Origin of the sequence: Variovorax paradoxus NBRC 15149, from assembly GCF_001591365.1 — a bacterium.
Lineage (GTDB): Bacteria > Pseudomonadota > Gammaproteobacteria > Burkholderiales > Burkholderiaceae_C > Variovorax > Variovorax paradoxus.
The window spans coordinates 929654-944037 of record NZ_BCUT01000002.1 but is presented as its reverse complement, the minus strand read 5'-3'; the positions used below and the strand labels follow the sequence as shown (position 1 = coordinate 944037).

The following is a 14384-nucleotide window of genomic DNA, read 5'->3' as shown; positions in this document are numbered from 1 at the left end:
TTTTTGCGGCGTGCTGATGAATACCAGAAATGCCATCGCGTCTTCGCACCGAGGCCGATGAGCCTCTGGCTGTAAACTCCGGCGGCCTCGGCGACGCGCGAATCTGCTGCCATTCGTGAGCGGAGCATCCAGGAACTTTCAAATCCAATTTCGTCCCGCATTCCATTGAGCCCGCCACCGGCCATGAGGAAAGAACCGCTCGCGCAGCCAGGCGAGATCGTTTCATTCGGCCCTTTCACCCTGCGAGTCAACGAGCGGCTGCTGGCGCGCAACGGCGTGCCGCTGGACCTGGGTGGCCGCGCCATGGATGTGCTCCTCGCGCTGATCGCCAGGGCCAACGCCGTGGTGAGCAAGGAGGAACTGCTGGCAGAGGCCTGGCCCGGCGTGGTCATTTCAGACGGAAGCCTGCGCTACCAGATCACGATGCTGCGGCAGGCGCTCGGCGATGGGCAGGATGGCGCCCGCTATGTGTCGAACATCGTCGGCCGCGGCTACTGCTTCGTCGCCAAGATTTCCAGGACCTTTGCCGAGCCGGAGGTGCAGGCGCAGCGGGACGAGTCGCCGGTCGAGCCTGGCTTGCCTGCGCCGCCGGGCCTGCTGGTCGGGCGCAGCGGGGATCTGGCTGCCATTGCGGCGCAGCTTGCCAAGGGACGCTTCGTCACGCTGGTGGGTACCGGGGGCGTCGGCAAGACGACGGTCGCGGTCCGGACCGGGCACGATCTGCTGGCCGATTTCGCCGGCGCGGTCGTCTTCGTGGACCTGGCGACACTCACCGATCCTTCCCTGGTCCCGACCGCCATCGCCTCGATGCTGCGGCTCTCGGTGCGTTCCGCCGATCCGGTTCCCAGCCTGGTCTCGTACCTGCGCGAGCGCCGGATGCTCCTCGTCCTGGACAACTGCGAACACGTGATCGCGGCGGCAGCTTCGCTGGCCGAGAGAATCTTCCAGGCCGCGCCCAGCATCCATATCCTGGCCACGAGCCGGGAGGCGCTGCGGGTCCGGGGCGAGTATGTCCACCCGCTGAATCCGTTTGCCAGTCCGCCGGACCTTCCCGGCCTCGGCGCGCGCGAGATCCTCGCGTATCCCGCCACGCGCCTGTTCGTGGACAGGGCCGAGGCCAGCGGAAGCACGCTCGACCTCGACGGCACCGACGCGCCGATCATCGCGAACATCTGCAGAAAGCTCGATGGCGTGGCGCTGGCCATCGAACTCGCGGCGCGCCGCGTGTCGACCTATGGACTGCACCAGACCGCCACGCTGCTGGACGAGCGGCTGGCGCTTTCATGGCTCGGCCAGCGCGGCGCGCAGCCGCGGCACGCCACGCTGCAAGCCACGCTGGACTGGAGCTACGAGCTTCTCGACATCCACGAACGGCGGGTTCTGTGCCGCCTGTGCGTCTTTGTCGGGTACTTTTCGCTCGACGCCGCGCGTCACGTGGCCGATGCGGACAACCTGTCGAAGGAACAGATCGTCGCCGCGATCGCCAGCCTGGCGGAGAAGTCCCTGCTTGCCATCCGGCCGTCGGGCGCCTTCACCCAGTACCGCCTTCTGGAAAGCACGCGCACCTACGCACTTTCGAAGGCCGACGAAGCGACCGTCGACGACGCGTCGCTGCACCACGCGCGCTACTTTAGGGACCGGCTGCAACAGATGGCGGCGTCCCGCGGCGCCGGGCATGCGCCCGATGGCGCCTCGGAGACGGCCGACCTGGGCAACATCCGCGCCGCCCTCACGTGGTGTTTCGGCCGGGGCCGCGCGACGGAGCTGGGCGTTTCGCTCGCATCGGCCGCCGTGCCTGCGTTCCTGGCGAAGTCATTGCTGGCCGAGTGCCACGGCTGGTCGAGGCGAGCGCTTGCGCAGCTCACGCCCGCACTGCGCGGCAGCTCGACCGAAATGCACCTGCAGGCAGCCATCGGTGTCTCGCAGATGTTCACCCGCGGCAACAGCGACGAGGTGCGGGCGGCTCTGGAGCGCAGCCTCGAGGTCGCCGAGGCGCTGGACGATGCCGCCAGCCAGGTCCAGCTGCTTGGCCGGCTCCAGATCTTTCACGAGCGCATCGGCGACTTCGTCGAATCATTGAAATACGCGCATCGCTGCGCCCGCGTGGCCAGCACCATCGGCGACGCAACCGCGGTGGCCGCGGCGAACTCGCTGGTCGGGCTCTGCAACCATCTGCTGGGCGATCAGCCCGAGGCCAGGCGCCTGCTCGAAGCCGCGCTCGCCGGGTCACCCGATTCGCTGCAGGACAGCAGCATCTACTCGGGATTCGATCTGCGCAACCGCGCCCGCATCGCGCTGGCCAGGACCTTGTGGCTCCAGGGCTACCCGTCGCAGGCCGTCGTGCTCGCGCAGCGCGCCGTCGACGAAGCGCGGCAACTGGACCATCCCGTCACGCTGTGCATCGCGCTGATCTGGGCGGTGTCGGTGTACATGTGGGTCGGCGACCTGGAACGCGCCGAACGGGACATCGACCGATTCATCGCCTACGCGGAGGCCCATTCGCTCACGCCGTACCTGGCCGTGGGCCGGGGGGTCAAGGGCGAACTGGCCGTCAGGCGCGGCGATGCCGGGCGCGGCGTCCAGGCGATCCAGGACTGCCTGGTGGAGCTTCGCGAATCCCGCTACGAGCTGCTCACCACGGCATTCAACCTGACGCTGGCCGAGGGCCTGACCGCCCTGGGGCAGACAGCCGACGCGCTGGAACTGCTGGACGACACCCTGGCGCTGGTGCATGCAAAAGGCGACCTGTACAACCTTCCGGAACTCCTTCGGGCCAAGGCCCGCGCGTTGTCGTGCCTGCCGCCTTCGCACGCGGCGCAAGCCGAGGAGTGCCTCGTCCAGTCGCTCGCCAGCAGCAGGCAGCAAGGCGCCCGCGCGTGGGAGCTGCGAACGGCGACCGACCTTGCGCGGATGTGGCAGGCAGCCGGACGCGAGCGCGAGGCGCGAGCCCTGCTGGAAGGCATCCTTGCCCACTACACCGAAGGCTTCGACACCACGGACCTTCAACAGGCGCAGCAGCTCTTCGGCAAGGCAAAAGGCGCGGCCGTCTGACCGTGCTCCCTGGCCGGCCGGCAACGGGCGCGCGCCGGCCATCCATACCTACATATGATGGCGCCGCCCGCTGGCGGCGCTAATCTGGGGCACCGGGCAGCGGCGGCGGGATCGTCCCGGCCGCTTGCCAGGTCAAAGAGCCCGGATTTTTCCCTTGCAACCCCTCAGCATCGAACTCGTGTCCATCGTCGACGACGATCCTTTCGTGCGCGCCGCGACCAGCAGCCTCGTGCGCTCGCTCGGCTGGGAAGCGCGCGAGTTCGCGTCGGGCCCGGCCTTCCTTGCCTCCGGCATGGCGACCCATACGCAATGCCTGGTCTGCGACGTGCAAATGCCGGCGATGGACGGCATCGAGTTGCTGGACCGGCTCCTGGGCCAGGGCATCGACGTTCCCACGCTGTTCATCACCGCGCTCGCATCGGCCCGTGTGCGCGAGCGCGTGCAGGCGAGCACCGCGCTGTGCCTGATCGAGAAGCCGATCGACGCGCGCGAGCTGCAGGCCTGGATCGGCCGCGCACTCCGGCGCGGCTGACCATGGTCCTGGTTGCGGCCTTGGCTTTTCCTGGAACTTGGCCGCGCGTCCCGCAGCCACTTCTTGGCGCCCCTGCACCTCCTGCGCTTCACGCCCAGCTTGCGTGGCGTTCCAGTCAGGCATCCCAGACGGCAGAAGAAGACCGCCCCACTCACTCCTTCTGAGGCGCCCCATGCTCCAGCAAGATGGTCCTCAGCGCACGCTTGCCGCGCGCGTTCTGAGCTCTGTAGGCTCGGCGGGCCAGCTCGACGAAGCGCTCCTCCCCCGGGTCCTGCAACGGCTCCGCGCTTTGAGGCGCATCGAGCCAAAGTGGCTCCTTGCCACAACGGCTCTCGATCTGCCGTGCGAGCTTGTCGGAAATGACGCGGCCCTTCTTGATCTGGCTCCACATGCTCGCGGAGATCTGCAGCTTCTCCGCGAACTTCGCCGCCAGGCCGAGCGGTTCCGCCCCATTGGACGCACGCTCCGCAACGAAGTCGCCGAAGAGGATCAGGACATTATTGCGACGAATGGCAGGCAGGGACATGCTGGGAGCGGCGGAGCAAAGCGTCCGTGTGAACGGACGTGGAGTGAGAAAAAAACACAACACCCAAAAAAAGTATTGCGTCGCGCAGTAAACCCAGTTTACATTACATCCATCGACGAAATTGATTCGTCCAGTTTCTTCCGCAACCACCTTCGATTCATCGAGAACTCGCCAACCACTGGAACCATCGTGAACGCAAACCTGAGCTCACTGAACCATCGACCCGCATCGGGCCGGACGTTCGTGCGCGTCTTGTTTTGTGGTGGCAGCAACCTGACGACATTCAAGATGCATTCGCAGCTGAACTCCTTTCCCGCGATTCCGGCCAGCTTGTGGCTCGGACAGCAGTACGAGGATCAGCCGCACCCGGGTGGAGGTAGCGCGTAGGCGCGCACCTTCCAAGCTCTCTCGCCAGAGGCCCGGATTCCCAAGTGGATTCCGGGCCTTTTTGTTTTTTCCGTGCGGATCGAACCGCACACAACCGCGAACGGCACCTGGTGCCGGCCGCCACTGCAGTGATCGCGCTGCCGTGAACTCACCCGCCGAGTGGCGCCGGTGGGTGATCCTTAAAAATTTGCCGCGAGTCGCGCCCCTCACTGGTGGGGCCAACAACTCGCAAAAAAACTTGCAGCCGTAGCTCAGCCAGGTAGAGCGCAACGTCGCCAACGTTGAGGCCGAGGGATCGAAGCCCTCCTGCTGCTCCATTTCGGGTGTGCCTTTGCAGCACCTCCAGAGGCCAACCGCGTCGGCGGCCTGGAGGGATGTGCACGGTCTGGACCCAGCCATGTGCAGCGATGTCGACGTGGGCGCGCAAGCGCCCGAATCGCGTGAAGACACAACCGAAATGGAACCACCCCCGATGGCGGAATCGGTAGACGCACCGGTCTCAGAAACCGGGGACAAAAGTCATGCAAGTTCGAGGCTTGCTTGGGGGACCACCAGCTTCTTGAGTGCCTAGTTCAACTGGCAGAACACCGGTCTCCAAAACCGGCGGTTGAAGGTTCGACTCCTTCGGTGCTCGCCATTTCTCGTAGCACGGACAAAGTTTCGTCCGCATAGCTCAGCTGGTAGCAGCGCTCGCCTTGTAAGCGAGAGGTCGTCCGTTCGATTCGGACTGCGGGCTCCATTCGCAGATTCATGTCGTATTCGTCTAGTGGCTTAGGACGCAAGGTTTTCATCCTTGTAGACGCGGGTTCGAATCCCGCATACGACTCCACATCGACATTCATCAGCATCACACACAGCGCGGTAGGGGAGCCTGGCCGTCCCCGCGAGTTTCATACGCTCGAGATCGCAAGTTCAAATCTTGCTCGCGCAACCATCGCTTTCTGTCAACTCAAGGTTGGCGCAAATGCATACAGACCGTTCGCCAAGCTGGACTAAGGCACCTGACTTTGACTCAGGCAATCGCACGTTCGAATCGTGCACGGTCTGCCAGTAAATTGATCGAAAGAAAATCCGTGTTTGGCGCAGTCTGGTAGCGCATCTGGTTTGGGACCAGAGGGTCGCAGGTTCGAACCCTGCAACACGGACCAACACAAGAGCGAGACAGGGCGATGCAGATCGTCCTCTCGTGGAAACCGGACGCAAAAATTGGGCGTCGCCGGAACTCGTAACCGGACACCATTGGAGCATTGGCCGAGAGGTCCAAGGCAGCGGCTTGCTAAGCCGTGGCCGCGCAAGCGGCTCGTTCGTTCGAATCGAACATGCTCCGCCAGTTTCTTCACCACATACAGTGATCCGTTAACTCAGCGGCCAGAGTGCCTCCCTGTCCAGGAGGAAGCCAAGGGTTCAACTCCCTTACGGATCGCCACCCACCCACCACGCACGAGCGTTCGACTCGCTCCGCATTCGCCAATTTCTCCAAGTCATTTCCCTCCCGCGTTAGCTCAACTGGATCAGAGCACCGGCCTACGAAGCCGGGGGTTGCACGTTCGAATCGTGTGCGCGGGGCCAAACATCTCACACGCGGTTCTTTTCTTTTTTTCCTCGGTAGCTCAGTTGGTAGATGCACCGCACTGTTAATGCGGATGTCCCTGGTTCGAGCCCAGGTCGAGGAGCCACTTGCCTTCAGCCGCATAGCTCAGTGGCAGAGCACCGTCTCGATAAGGCGGGGGCCGATGGATCGTTCCCATCTGCGGCTACCAGTTCAATGGTGCGCGTAGCTCAATGGCAGAGCCGCTGGTTGTGGTCCAGCTGACGACGGTTCGATCCCGTTCGTGCACCCCATCTCTTCACAAACTGCCGCCAGACCTCAGGTCACACGCGCGTCGCGCGTATAGCTCAGAGGCAGAGCAACCGGCTTTTAACCGGTAGGCCGAGATTTCGAAATTCTCTGCCCGCACCACAGGCGAGTCCAACAATCGCTCGGCCATGAAAGGAGGCCTTCACCATGAAACCCCAAGTACTTCAGCTGGATGTCCAGGGCACGCCTCAAGCATGGATTTCGCTCGAGCAGGCAGCATCCCACTACGCCACTGGTGCTGTCGTCTGGGAAGACGGCGCAGGCCCATTGGCCACGATGCGTGGCGGCTTCAATGTGGCGCGCGGCGTGCAGTCCCGGCTCGAGATTTCACCGATCATCGCTCTCAAAGGCTGTGCAAAGGTCAACTTGTTCGAGCACACGCCCGCCTTCAACCGGCGCAAGCTCTTTGTCCGAGATCGCTTCATCTGCGCGTACTGCGCCCAGCGATTCCGCGAGCAGGACCTGACGTGCGAGCACATCGTTCCCGAGAGCCGCGGCGGTACCTGGGACTGGATGAATCTGGTGGCCGCTTGCCGCGCGTGCAACTCCGAAAAAGCGGACCGGACGCCGGAGGAAGCCGGCATGAAGCTGGTCTATCTTCCGTATGTTCCCAGCAGGTGGGAAGACTTCCTCCTGGAGGGACGGAATGTGCGAGCCGACGTGCACGAGTGGCTGGCGAGTCGGCTGCCGAAAGGCTCCAGGCTCAACTGAAAGACGAAGGGGCGCTCCCGCAAGGGGCGCCCCTTTTTCCGTTGGAGGGTCAGCCAGCACGGCGCGGGCTGCGCACTCGAGTCGTCCGTAGCATCAGCGCGCATGCCGCGTGAACACGTAGTCGTGGTTCTTCACCAGCGCCTGGTGGCAGGCGAAGCAGGTCTGGTGCTGCGTCAGGTCCACGGGCTTGCCATCGACGAAGCGGCCGAATCCACATCCGCCCGTGGCCGCGTATTTCTTCGAGTCCTTCACCATCACCTGCACGGTGGTCGCTGCGCCGGGGATCGACGCGGGCGCGAACTCCGGCGACTGCACATGTTTCCATGCCAGCTTGGTGAGGATGGTTCCGTCGGGGAAGGGCAGCGTGCCCTGGTCGTAGGCCTGGATCGCCTTGGCGTTGCCGAGCACCACGCGCAGCTCGTTCAACGGCTCCGCCTCGATTGCCGGCGCAATCAGCTGCCACTGACGGTAGCCCTTGGGAATGGTGACGCCGTACAAGGGCGAGGCATCCGAAGTCTTCGCGTCCTCCTCCGCCGCGCTGGAGGTTGCGGCGAAGACGCCGGCCGCTGCCGCGAGCGCAAGCAGGCCGAGGCCGGTGAGCTTTGCCAGCGTGCCTCGGCATGAAGACGGGCACGCATGGCGCGTTGTGTTGTTTCGATTCATGAGGTGGTGGACCTTGTGCGTTGGAAATTGCCGCCGGGCGTGAAGGCTCCGCGGCGCCTGAACGCGTGGATTGTTCGGCGCCCCTGCCGCTTGCAAACGGGGTTCCGTATGCCTGTGTATCTGCACGGCCGGACGCCCACACTACGTTTCATCGGCGAGGCATCCGTGTATTTCTTCATGTCGCCCTGCCGGGCCGACACAGTGGCATACAGACATCTGCAGTGCACGTGGAGGCGGGCCCTATAAACGCGGCCGTGCTTTGCCCCGCCGCGCTCGTCACGGGTTGCGAAAGGCGATCACTCTTCATTGCCCTTCACTTCAACCGCAGGAAAAACCAAATGAAAAATCTCAGCCGCCGCTTCGCCCGAACCATGGCCGCCGTGGGCCTCATGGCATTGGCTGGCGCCTTCACGTTCAATGCTTCAGCGCAGTCTGCAAGCACTGCGCAGCAAGCCAAGCCCACCATCGTGCTCGTGCACGGTGCCTTCGCGGAATCGTCGAGCTGGGATGGCGTCATACGCAAGCTCGAGGCAAAGCACTATCCGGTGATCGCCGCCGCCAACCCGTTGCGCGGCGTCAAGTCCGACGCGGCCGATGTCGCAAGCATCGTCGATGCGGTCGAGGGACCGGTGGTGCTGGTGGGCCATTCCTATGGCGGCTCCGTGATCTCCAGCGCCGCCACCGGCAAGAGCAACGTGAAGGCGCTTGTCTTCGTCGCCGCCTTCGCGCCTGAAGCCGGAGAGTCGGCAGCCGATCTTGCGGGCAAGTTTCCCGGCAGCACGCTCGGGCCTGCGCTGGCACCGCCGGTCGCACTGGCCGATGGCGGCAAGGACCTGTACATCCTGAAGAACAGGTTCCACGACCAGTTCGCCGCCGACGTTCCGGCCGCGGCCGCGCGCCTGATGGCCGCGACCCAGCGCCCCATCGCCGAGTCGGCGCTCGGCGAGCCGGCGGGCGCTCCCGCGTGGAAGACGGTGCCCTCGTGGTTCGTCTATGGCGACGCCGACAAGAACATTCCGCCGGCGGCGCAGGCCTTCATGGCAGCGCGTGCCAAGTCGGTGAAGACGGTGGTCGTCAAGGGCGCCTCGCACGTGGTGATGACATCCAGGCCCGATGTGGTCGCGAAGCTCATCGTCGAAGCCGCCAGCCGATAGACGACTTGCTTTCACGCACGGTCCTTCGGCAGCACGCGGCCAGGCGCCGCGTCGCACAGATTTCCATTCACCAGCACAAGGCAAACGACCATGACAGATTCCGACGCATCCAGCCGCCGCGCGGCGTTCCACCTCACCCTCACGCGCCGCGGTGCGCTGGTGGCAACGGCGGGCCTTCTTGCAGGTTCGGCGGCCGCGACCTTTGCGGCGACCCCTGCGGACAAGAGCGCCGCAGCGCAAGGCGACGCGATACGGCCCTTCCGCATCGATGTTCCCGAGAATGCGATCGCCGATCTGCGGCGGCGCCTCAGGGCCACGCGCTGGCCCGACCGCGAGACGGTCGGCGACACCTCGCAAGGCGTTCAGTTGGCCAGGCTGCAGGCGCTGGTCCGCTACTGGGAAACGGGCTATGACTGGCGCAAGGTCGAGGCCAGGCTCAATGCGCTGCCGCAGTTCATCACCACGATCGACGGCGTCGACGTCCAGTTCATCCACGTGCGCTCCCGCCATCCGGACGCGTTGCCGCTGGTGCTGACGCATGGCTGGCCGGGCTCGATGCTGGAGTTCCTGAAAACAATCGGCCCCCTGACCGACCCGACCGCCTTCGCAGGCAGTGCCGCCGACGCCTTCCACGTCGTGATCCCGTCCATCCCCGGCCATGGCTTTTCCGGCAAGCCCAGGGAGACAGGCTGGGGCCCCGAGCGCGTGGGCCGCGCGTGGGACACGCTGATGAAGCGGCTGGGCTACACGCACTACGTGTCCCAGGGTGGAGACCACGGTTCGGTGATCTCGGATGCAATGGCCCGCCAGGCACCGCGAGGCCTGCGGGGCATCCACCTGAACATGCCCGCCACCGTGCCCGCGGAACTGGTCAAGCCCATCAACAATGGAGATCCCGCGCCGGCCGGGCTGTCGGCGTCCGAGCGCGCCGCGTTCAACACGCTCAGCGCCTTCTTCAAGACCGGCGCCGCCTACGGTGCCATGATGGTGACGCGCCCGCAGACGATCGGCTATCCGCTGGCCGACTCGCCGGCGGGCCTGGCCGGGTGGATCTACGAGAAGTTCGCGCAATGGACCGACAGCGGGGGCGAACCCGAGCGCGTGCTCGGCCGGGACGAGATGCTCGACGACATCACCCTCTACTGGCTCACCGACACGGCCGCTTCCTCCTCGAGGTTCTATTGGGAGAACAACAACAACAATTTCAGCGCGGCGGCGCAGAAGACGCAGGACATCTCGATTCCGGTGGCCATCACCGTGTTCCCGGGCGAGATCTACCGCGCGCCCAGGAGCTGGGCCGAGCGCGCCTATCGAACGCTCTACTACTTCAACGAAGCCGCCAAGGGCGGGCACTTTGCCGCCTGGGAACAGCCGCAGCTGTTCAGCGAGGAACTGCGCGCGGCGTTCCGGCCGCTGCGCCAGCCCGCCTGAGCGCGCTCGTTGCGCGACGGCACCGAACCCCGCTGCTAGGTCTGGCCGCCCTCGACCGGCAGCGGCGCCGTCTGCACGTTGTTGCGGCCGGCCCGCTTGGCGCGGTAGAGCATCTCGTCCGCCTGCTTCACCAGTGCGGCCGAGGTTGCGGCGCCGCCCTGGTAGAACGCCAGGCCGATGCTCGCGGTCACGTTGATCGTGCGCTGCGGCTCGACGGTGAACGGCGTCTGCATGGCCAGCACGAGCTTCGTGGCGGCGGCGACCGCAATGTCGGCATGGGGCAGCCCCTCCATGATCACCGTGAACTCGTCGCCGCCCAGGCGCGCGCGCACGTCGCTGGAACGCAGCCCCTGCGACAGCCGGCCCGAGAAGGCCTTCAGCAGCTCGTCGCCCGTCTGGTGCCCGAACTGGTCGTTGATCTGCTTGAAGCCGTCGATGTCCAGGTACATCAGCGCCATCAGGGCTCCTGCGCTGCGGCTGCGGTCCATGGCTTCGCCCAGCCGCGCCTCGAAGCCGGCGCGGTTGGCCAGGCCGGTGAGCGGGTCGATCTGCGCCAGGCCCACCAGGCGCTTCTCCTCGAGCTTCTGCCGCGTGATGTCGGTGATCACCGCATGGAAGCCGACGATGGTGTCGGCATTGGCCGCGGGCTGCGGGATGTACTGGGCCTCGTAGCAGTTGTAGCTGTCGCTCTGGCTGACTTCGCTCTGGAAGGTGACGACCTCGCCGGCCAGCGCGGCGCGGATGTGCGGCTTCACGGATTCGTAGGCCGGCTCGCCCAGCAGCTCCTGCACGGTATGGCCCTGGATCTGGTCGCGCGAGAGGCCGAACTCGCGTTCGTAGGCCAGGTTGTTGAAGCGATAGCGCTCGTCGGCATCGATGTAGGCCACCCGCATCGGCAGCGCGTCGGCCACGGTGCGCAGGCGGGCTTCGCTTTCCTGCAGCGCTTCCTCGGCCTCGTGATGCGCGGTGATGTCGCTGTCCAGCGTGTAGAGGCCCACCACCTCGCCCGCTTCGTTGCGCTCCGGCACCAGCGTGGCCTGGATGTCGCGGCGCCCGCCGGCCCCCGTCACGCGCCGCTCGTAGGTGACCTGGCGTCCGCCCAGGGCCGCGCGGATGTACGGCTCCATCTGCGCCCATGCCTCCTCGCCGTAGAACTCGCGCAGGCTGCGGCCGAGCAGCTGCTGCGGCTCGATACCGAACCAGTCCTGGTAGGCCTTGTTGACGAAACGGAAGCGCAGCTCGCGGTCCAGGTAGGAGATCAGCGCCGGCAGGTGGTCCGTCACCATGCGCAGGCGCTGCTCGCTCTCGCGCAGCGCCTGCTCCGCGGCCTTGGCCGCAGAGATGTCGCGCATCAGCCCCGAGAAATATTCGAGCTTGCCGTGCTTGTCGCGATGCGCGATCACCATGTGGCTGACCGGGAACGGCTGCTTCTGCGCATCCCACACCACCGACTCGCCGACCCAGACGCCGGTGGCGACCGCGGTGGGCACCACCTCCGACCTGAACCGCTCCAGCGTCTGCGGCGGATTGAAGTCGGACACCTTCAGCGTCTCGATCGGCGCATCGAGGTCCACGCCGGTGCGGCGGCGCGCGGCGGGGTTCATGTAGATGAGCCGCCCCTTCGCATCGTTCTGGATGATGAAGTCGGTCGTCATGTCGAAGATGGCCGTGAGCGTGCGAAGGGCCCGCTCGGCGCGCGTGCGCTCGGTGATGTCGGTCACCGTTCCGACATGGCCCATGACGCGGCACGCAGCCAGCACGGGCCGGCTCCGCAAGGCCACCAGCACCTGCGTGCCGTCCCTGCGGTGCAGCCGGCGCGTGGCGTTCAGCGGCTCGGCGGCGCTCACGATGCGGACCCAGTCCTGGCGGACCTTATCGCGGATCTCCTCGCGCACCAGCGTGAGCCAGCCCTCCTGCGCCTCTTCGCGCGCCAGTCCGTGGATCGCCAGGTATTCGTCGTTCACGTAGGTCATGCGTCCTTCGCTGTCGCAGCGGAACAGTCCCACGGGCGATGCATCGGTCACCGCGGCCACCTCGAGCCGCTGCTCGCGCAGCTCGCCCATCAATGCGTCGAACTCGCGCGCCAGGTCGCCGCGCTCGTCGTTGGCGACGACGTCGAGCCTGACCTGGCTGTCCGGTGATTGGCGCAGCGTGCGGATCGCGTTGCTCAGTGCCTCCAGCGGACGCATGACCCAGGCCGTGCCCAGCCACACCAGCAGCGCGCAGCCCAGGCCGAGCCACAGCAGCTGCAGCAGCAGGTTGCGCCGTGCCTGCTCCAGCGGCGCGTAGGCGGCGCGGGCCGGCACCACGAGGCGAAGATCCCAGTTGGCGCTGCGCACGGTGGCGTGCGTGGCGAGGTCGTTCTCGGGACCGCCGGCAAGGGCCGCCGTGCTGGCCGCGGCAGGCTCGAGCAGCCGCTTCGCATCGGGATGCATGACGATCCGCGGCGACTCGCCGCGCGTCACGATCTCGTAGTGGCCACCGCGGCCGACGGTGGCGCGGCTCAGGTCGCCGAGCACGTTGGCGCGCTGCAGGTCCAGCGCCGCGCCCAGCACGCCGGCCAGGCGCCCATCCGGTGCCTCGACGGGCACGGCCATGACCACCGCGGGCTGCCGCCCGCCCTTGGTGAGCAGCGGCGCCGAGATGGCGGGCTCGCGCCGGTCGCGCACCTGCTTGAAGTAGTCGCGGTCGGCCACGTTCGGCGGCTGGGCCGCGGCGGGATGGATCGCGACGATGGCGCCGTCCGGCGTGGCCAGCGCGGCGTTGTCGAACATCGCGCGCAGGTCCTTGTCCGCAAGAAAGCGCTGCTGCGCCGCCGGGTCCGCAAAGCCTTCCGCGCCGAGTTCGCGCGCCGCACGCGACAGCGCGGCCAGGTGAACGCCCAGCTTGTAGTCGAGGTCCGCCGCGGCGCTGTCGGTGAGCGCCTGTTGCTGCTCGCGCATCAGGCCGACGTATTCGCTGGAGAGGCTTCGGTACTGCCACCAGCCCGTTGCACCCACCAGGGCGAGCACGAGCAAGGTGATGAGCAAGGCTGTCTTCGTTCTCAGCTTGAGCCGCACTGGGTTTCCTTCGCTGGGCACGACGTCCCGGTCGTTCGGGACTGCGTTTTCCGATGATAGCAACGGGCTGCGCTATGTCTCGCGCGGAATAGCTGATGTACGCCGGGGGCGGTCGCCGCCATGGCATGCGGCTCGTAGACTGAACCGCGGCATTTCAAACCATGGCATCAGGAGACATCGTGGACAACTTCTTGCAGCTCGAGGTGGCGATCGCCGCTCACGTCGCAACGCTGACGCTGAATGCGCCACCGGTCAATGCGCTGACGCGCGTGCTCAACGACGAGCTGACCCGGGCCTTCGACCAGATCTCGGAGATGGACGACGTGCGCGCGGTGATTCTGACCGGCGAAGGCAAGGTGTTCTGCGCCGGCGCCGATCTGAAGGGACGCGCCGAAGTCATCAAGGGGCCGGGTGACCTGATGGCCCATTCGCGCCGCACGCGCGAATGCTTCCACGCGATCCGCGAATGCGCCAAGCCCGTGGTCTGCGCCATCAACGGTGCGGCGCTCGGTTCCGGCCTTGCCATGGCGGCTTCGAGCGACATCCTCATTGCCTCGGAAAAGGCCTCGCTCGGGCTGCCCGAGGTCGATGTCGGCCTGCTCGGCGGCTGCCGCCATGCGATGCGGCTGTTCGGCCATTCGCGCCTGCGCCGCATGATGCTCACGGGCATGCGCGTGCCGGGCGCCGAGCTGTACCGGCTCGGCATCGTCGAGGCCTGCACCGCACCCGAGGACCTGATGCCCGCGGCCCGCGAGATCGCCGCCGCCATCGCATCCAAGAGCCCCGTGTCCACACGCATGGGCAAGCACACGCTGAACGTGATCGAGGACATGAGCCTGCGCGACGGCTATCGCTACGAGCAGGACATGACGGCGCAGATCGCGAAGACCGACGATGCGAAGGAAGCCCAGCGCGCCTTTGCCGAGAAGCGCACGCCCGTTTTCACGGGTCGCTGAGCCGCAAAGAGCGGAAGATTGCGCGCGGCTGACGCGTCGCTTGCGGGACGGTCTCC

At 66.2% G+C, this 14384-nt stretch carries 9 protein-coding genes and 15 tRNA genes; 21 read left to right on the top strand and 3 right to left on the bottom strand.

The genetic code is table 11. The annotated features are described in order from the left end of the window. Nucleotides 1-183 precede the first annotated feature (183 nt). Entirely contained in the window at nt 184-3051 is a 2868-nt protein-coding gene (locus VPA02S_RS19350) for an ATP-binding protein (protein WP_062365229.1), read from the top strand. 154 nt (nt 3052-3205) lie between these two features. Next, the gene (locus tag VPA02S_RS19345) at nt 3206-3583 is read left to right on the top strand and encodes a response regulator transcription factor (RefSeq protein ID WP_015866189.1); all 378 of its coding nucleotides are present in this window, start codon (nt 3206-3208) and stop codon (nt 3581-3583) included. Nucleotides 3584-3734: 151 nt separating this feature from the next. Here the strand turns inward: VPA02S_RS19345 and VPA02S_RS19340 are convergent, their stop codons facing one another. Further along, entirely contained in the window at nt 3735-4109 is a 375-nt protein-coding gene (locus VPA02S_RS19340) for a hypothetical protein (RefSeq protein ID WP_015866188.1), read from the bottom strand. A 627-nt stretch (nt 4110-4736) separates the two neighbouring features. Here VPA02S_RS19340 and VPA02S_RS19335 point away from each other — a divergent pair. From VPA02S_RS19335 to VPA02S_RS19260, 16 genes are all read left to right on the top strand, one after another. Then, nucleotides 4737-4813 (top strand) — tRNA-Gly (locus VPA02S_RS19335). Nucleotides 4814-4962: 149 nt separating this feature from the next. Next, a tRNA-Leu gene (locus tag VPA02S_RS19330) sits at nt 4963-5047 on the top strand. Nucleotides 5048-5057: 10 nt separating this feature from the next. Further along, a tRNA-Trp gene (locus VPA02S_RS19325) sits at nt 5058-5133 on the top strand. 25 nt (nt 5134-5158) lie between these two features. Then, a tRNA-Thr gene (locus VPA02S_RS19320) sits at nt 5159-5235 on the top strand. A 13-nt stretch (nt 5236-5248) separates the two neighbouring features. Then, nucleotides 5249-5325, top strand: a tRNA-Glu gene (locus VPA02S_RS19315). Nucleotides 5326-5351: 26 nt separating this feature from the next. Continuing rightward, nucleotides 5352-5430, top strand: a tRNA-Met gene (locus tag VPA02S_RS19310). A gap of 38 nt (nt 5431-5468) precedes the next feature. Continuing rightward, nucleotides 5469-5546: transfer RNA gene (locus tag VPA02S_RS19305), tRNA-Gln, on the top strand. Between the two features lie 21 nt (nt 5547-5567). Continuing rightward, nucleotides 5568-5644, top strand: a tRNA-Pro gene (locus tag VPA02S_RS19300). Nucleotides 5645-5737: 93 nt separating this feature from the next. Next, nucleotides 5738-5826, top strand: a tRNA-Ser gene (locus tag VPA02S_RS19295). A 20-nt stretch (nt 5827-5846) separates the two neighbouring features. Continuing rightward, nucleotides 5847-5922: transfer RNA gene (locus VPA02S_RS19290), tRNA-Asp, on the top strand. Nucleotides 5923-5987: 65 nt separating this feature from the next. Further along, nucleotides 5988-6065: transfer RNA gene (locus tag VPA02S_RS19285), tRNA-Arg, on the top strand. Between the two features lie 30 nt (nt 6066-6095). Continuing rightward, nucleotides 6096-6172 (top strand) — tRNA-Asn (locus tag VPA02S_RS19280). A gap of 9 nt (nt 6173-6181) precedes the next feature. After that, a tRNA-Ile gene (locus tag VPA02S_RS19275) sits at nt 6182-6256 on the top strand. A gap of 8 nt (nt 6257-6264) precedes the next feature. Continuing rightward, nucleotides 6265-6338 (top strand) — tRNA-His (locus tag VPA02S_RS19270). Between the two features lie 43 nt (nt 6339-6381). Beyond that, nucleotides 6382-6456 (top strand) — tRNA-Lys (locus tag VPA02S_RS19265). Nucleotides 6457-6501: 45 nt separating this feature from the next. Then, entirely contained in the window at nt 6502-7065 is a 564-nt protein-coding gene (locus tag VPA02S_RS19260) for an HNH endonuclease (protein WP_062365228.1), read from the top strand. Nucleotides 7066-7158: 93 nt separating this feature from the next. On the opposite strand, the gene VPA02S_RS19255 is transcribed toward VPA02S_RS19260, so the two are convergent. Further along, nucleotides 7159-7728: a cytochrome P460 family protein gene (locus VPA02S_RS19255; protein WP_218002183.1), complete on the bottom strand. Its 570-nt coding sequence runs from the start codon at nt 7726-7728 to the stop codon at nt 7159-7161. Between the two features lie 338 nt (nt 7729-8066). Here VPA02S_RS19255 and VPA02S_RS19250 point away from each other — a divergent pair, with 338 nt between their 5' ends. After that, the gene (locus tag VPA02S_RS19250) at nt 8067-8882 is read left to right on the top strand and encodes an alpha/beta fold hydrolase (RefSeq protein ID WP_015866185.1); all 816 of its coding nucleotides are present in this window, start codon (nt 8067-8069) and stop codon (nt 8880-8882) included. Between the two features lie 90 nt (nt 8883-8972). Further along, nucleotides 8973-10313: an epoxide hydrolase family protein gene (locus VPA02S_RS19245; RefSeq protein ID WP_015866184.1), complete on the top strand. Its 1341-nt coding sequence runs from the start codon at nt 8973-8975 to the stop codon at nt 10311-10313. A gap of 35 nt (nt 10314-10348) precedes the next feature. Here VPA02S_RS19245 and VPA02S_RS19240 read toward each other — a convergent pair whose 3' ends face one another. Continuing rightward, on the bottom strand, nt 10349-13342 hold the full coding sequence (locus tag VPA02S_RS19240; RefSeq protein ID WP_244883636.1) for a PAS domain S-box protein: 2994 nt from the start codon (nt 13340-13342) through the stop codon (nt 10349-10351). A 209-nt stretch (nt 13343-13551) separates the two neighbouring features. Between VPA02S_RS19240 and VPA02S_RS19235 the strand changes: the two genes are divergently transcribed. Next, entirely contained in the window at nt 13552-14328 is a 777-nt protein-coding gene (locus VPA02S_RS19235; RefSeq protein WP_015866182.1) for an enoyl-CoA hydratase/isomerase family protein, read from the top strand. The last annotated feature ends 56 nt before the right edge of the window (nt 14329-14384 follow it).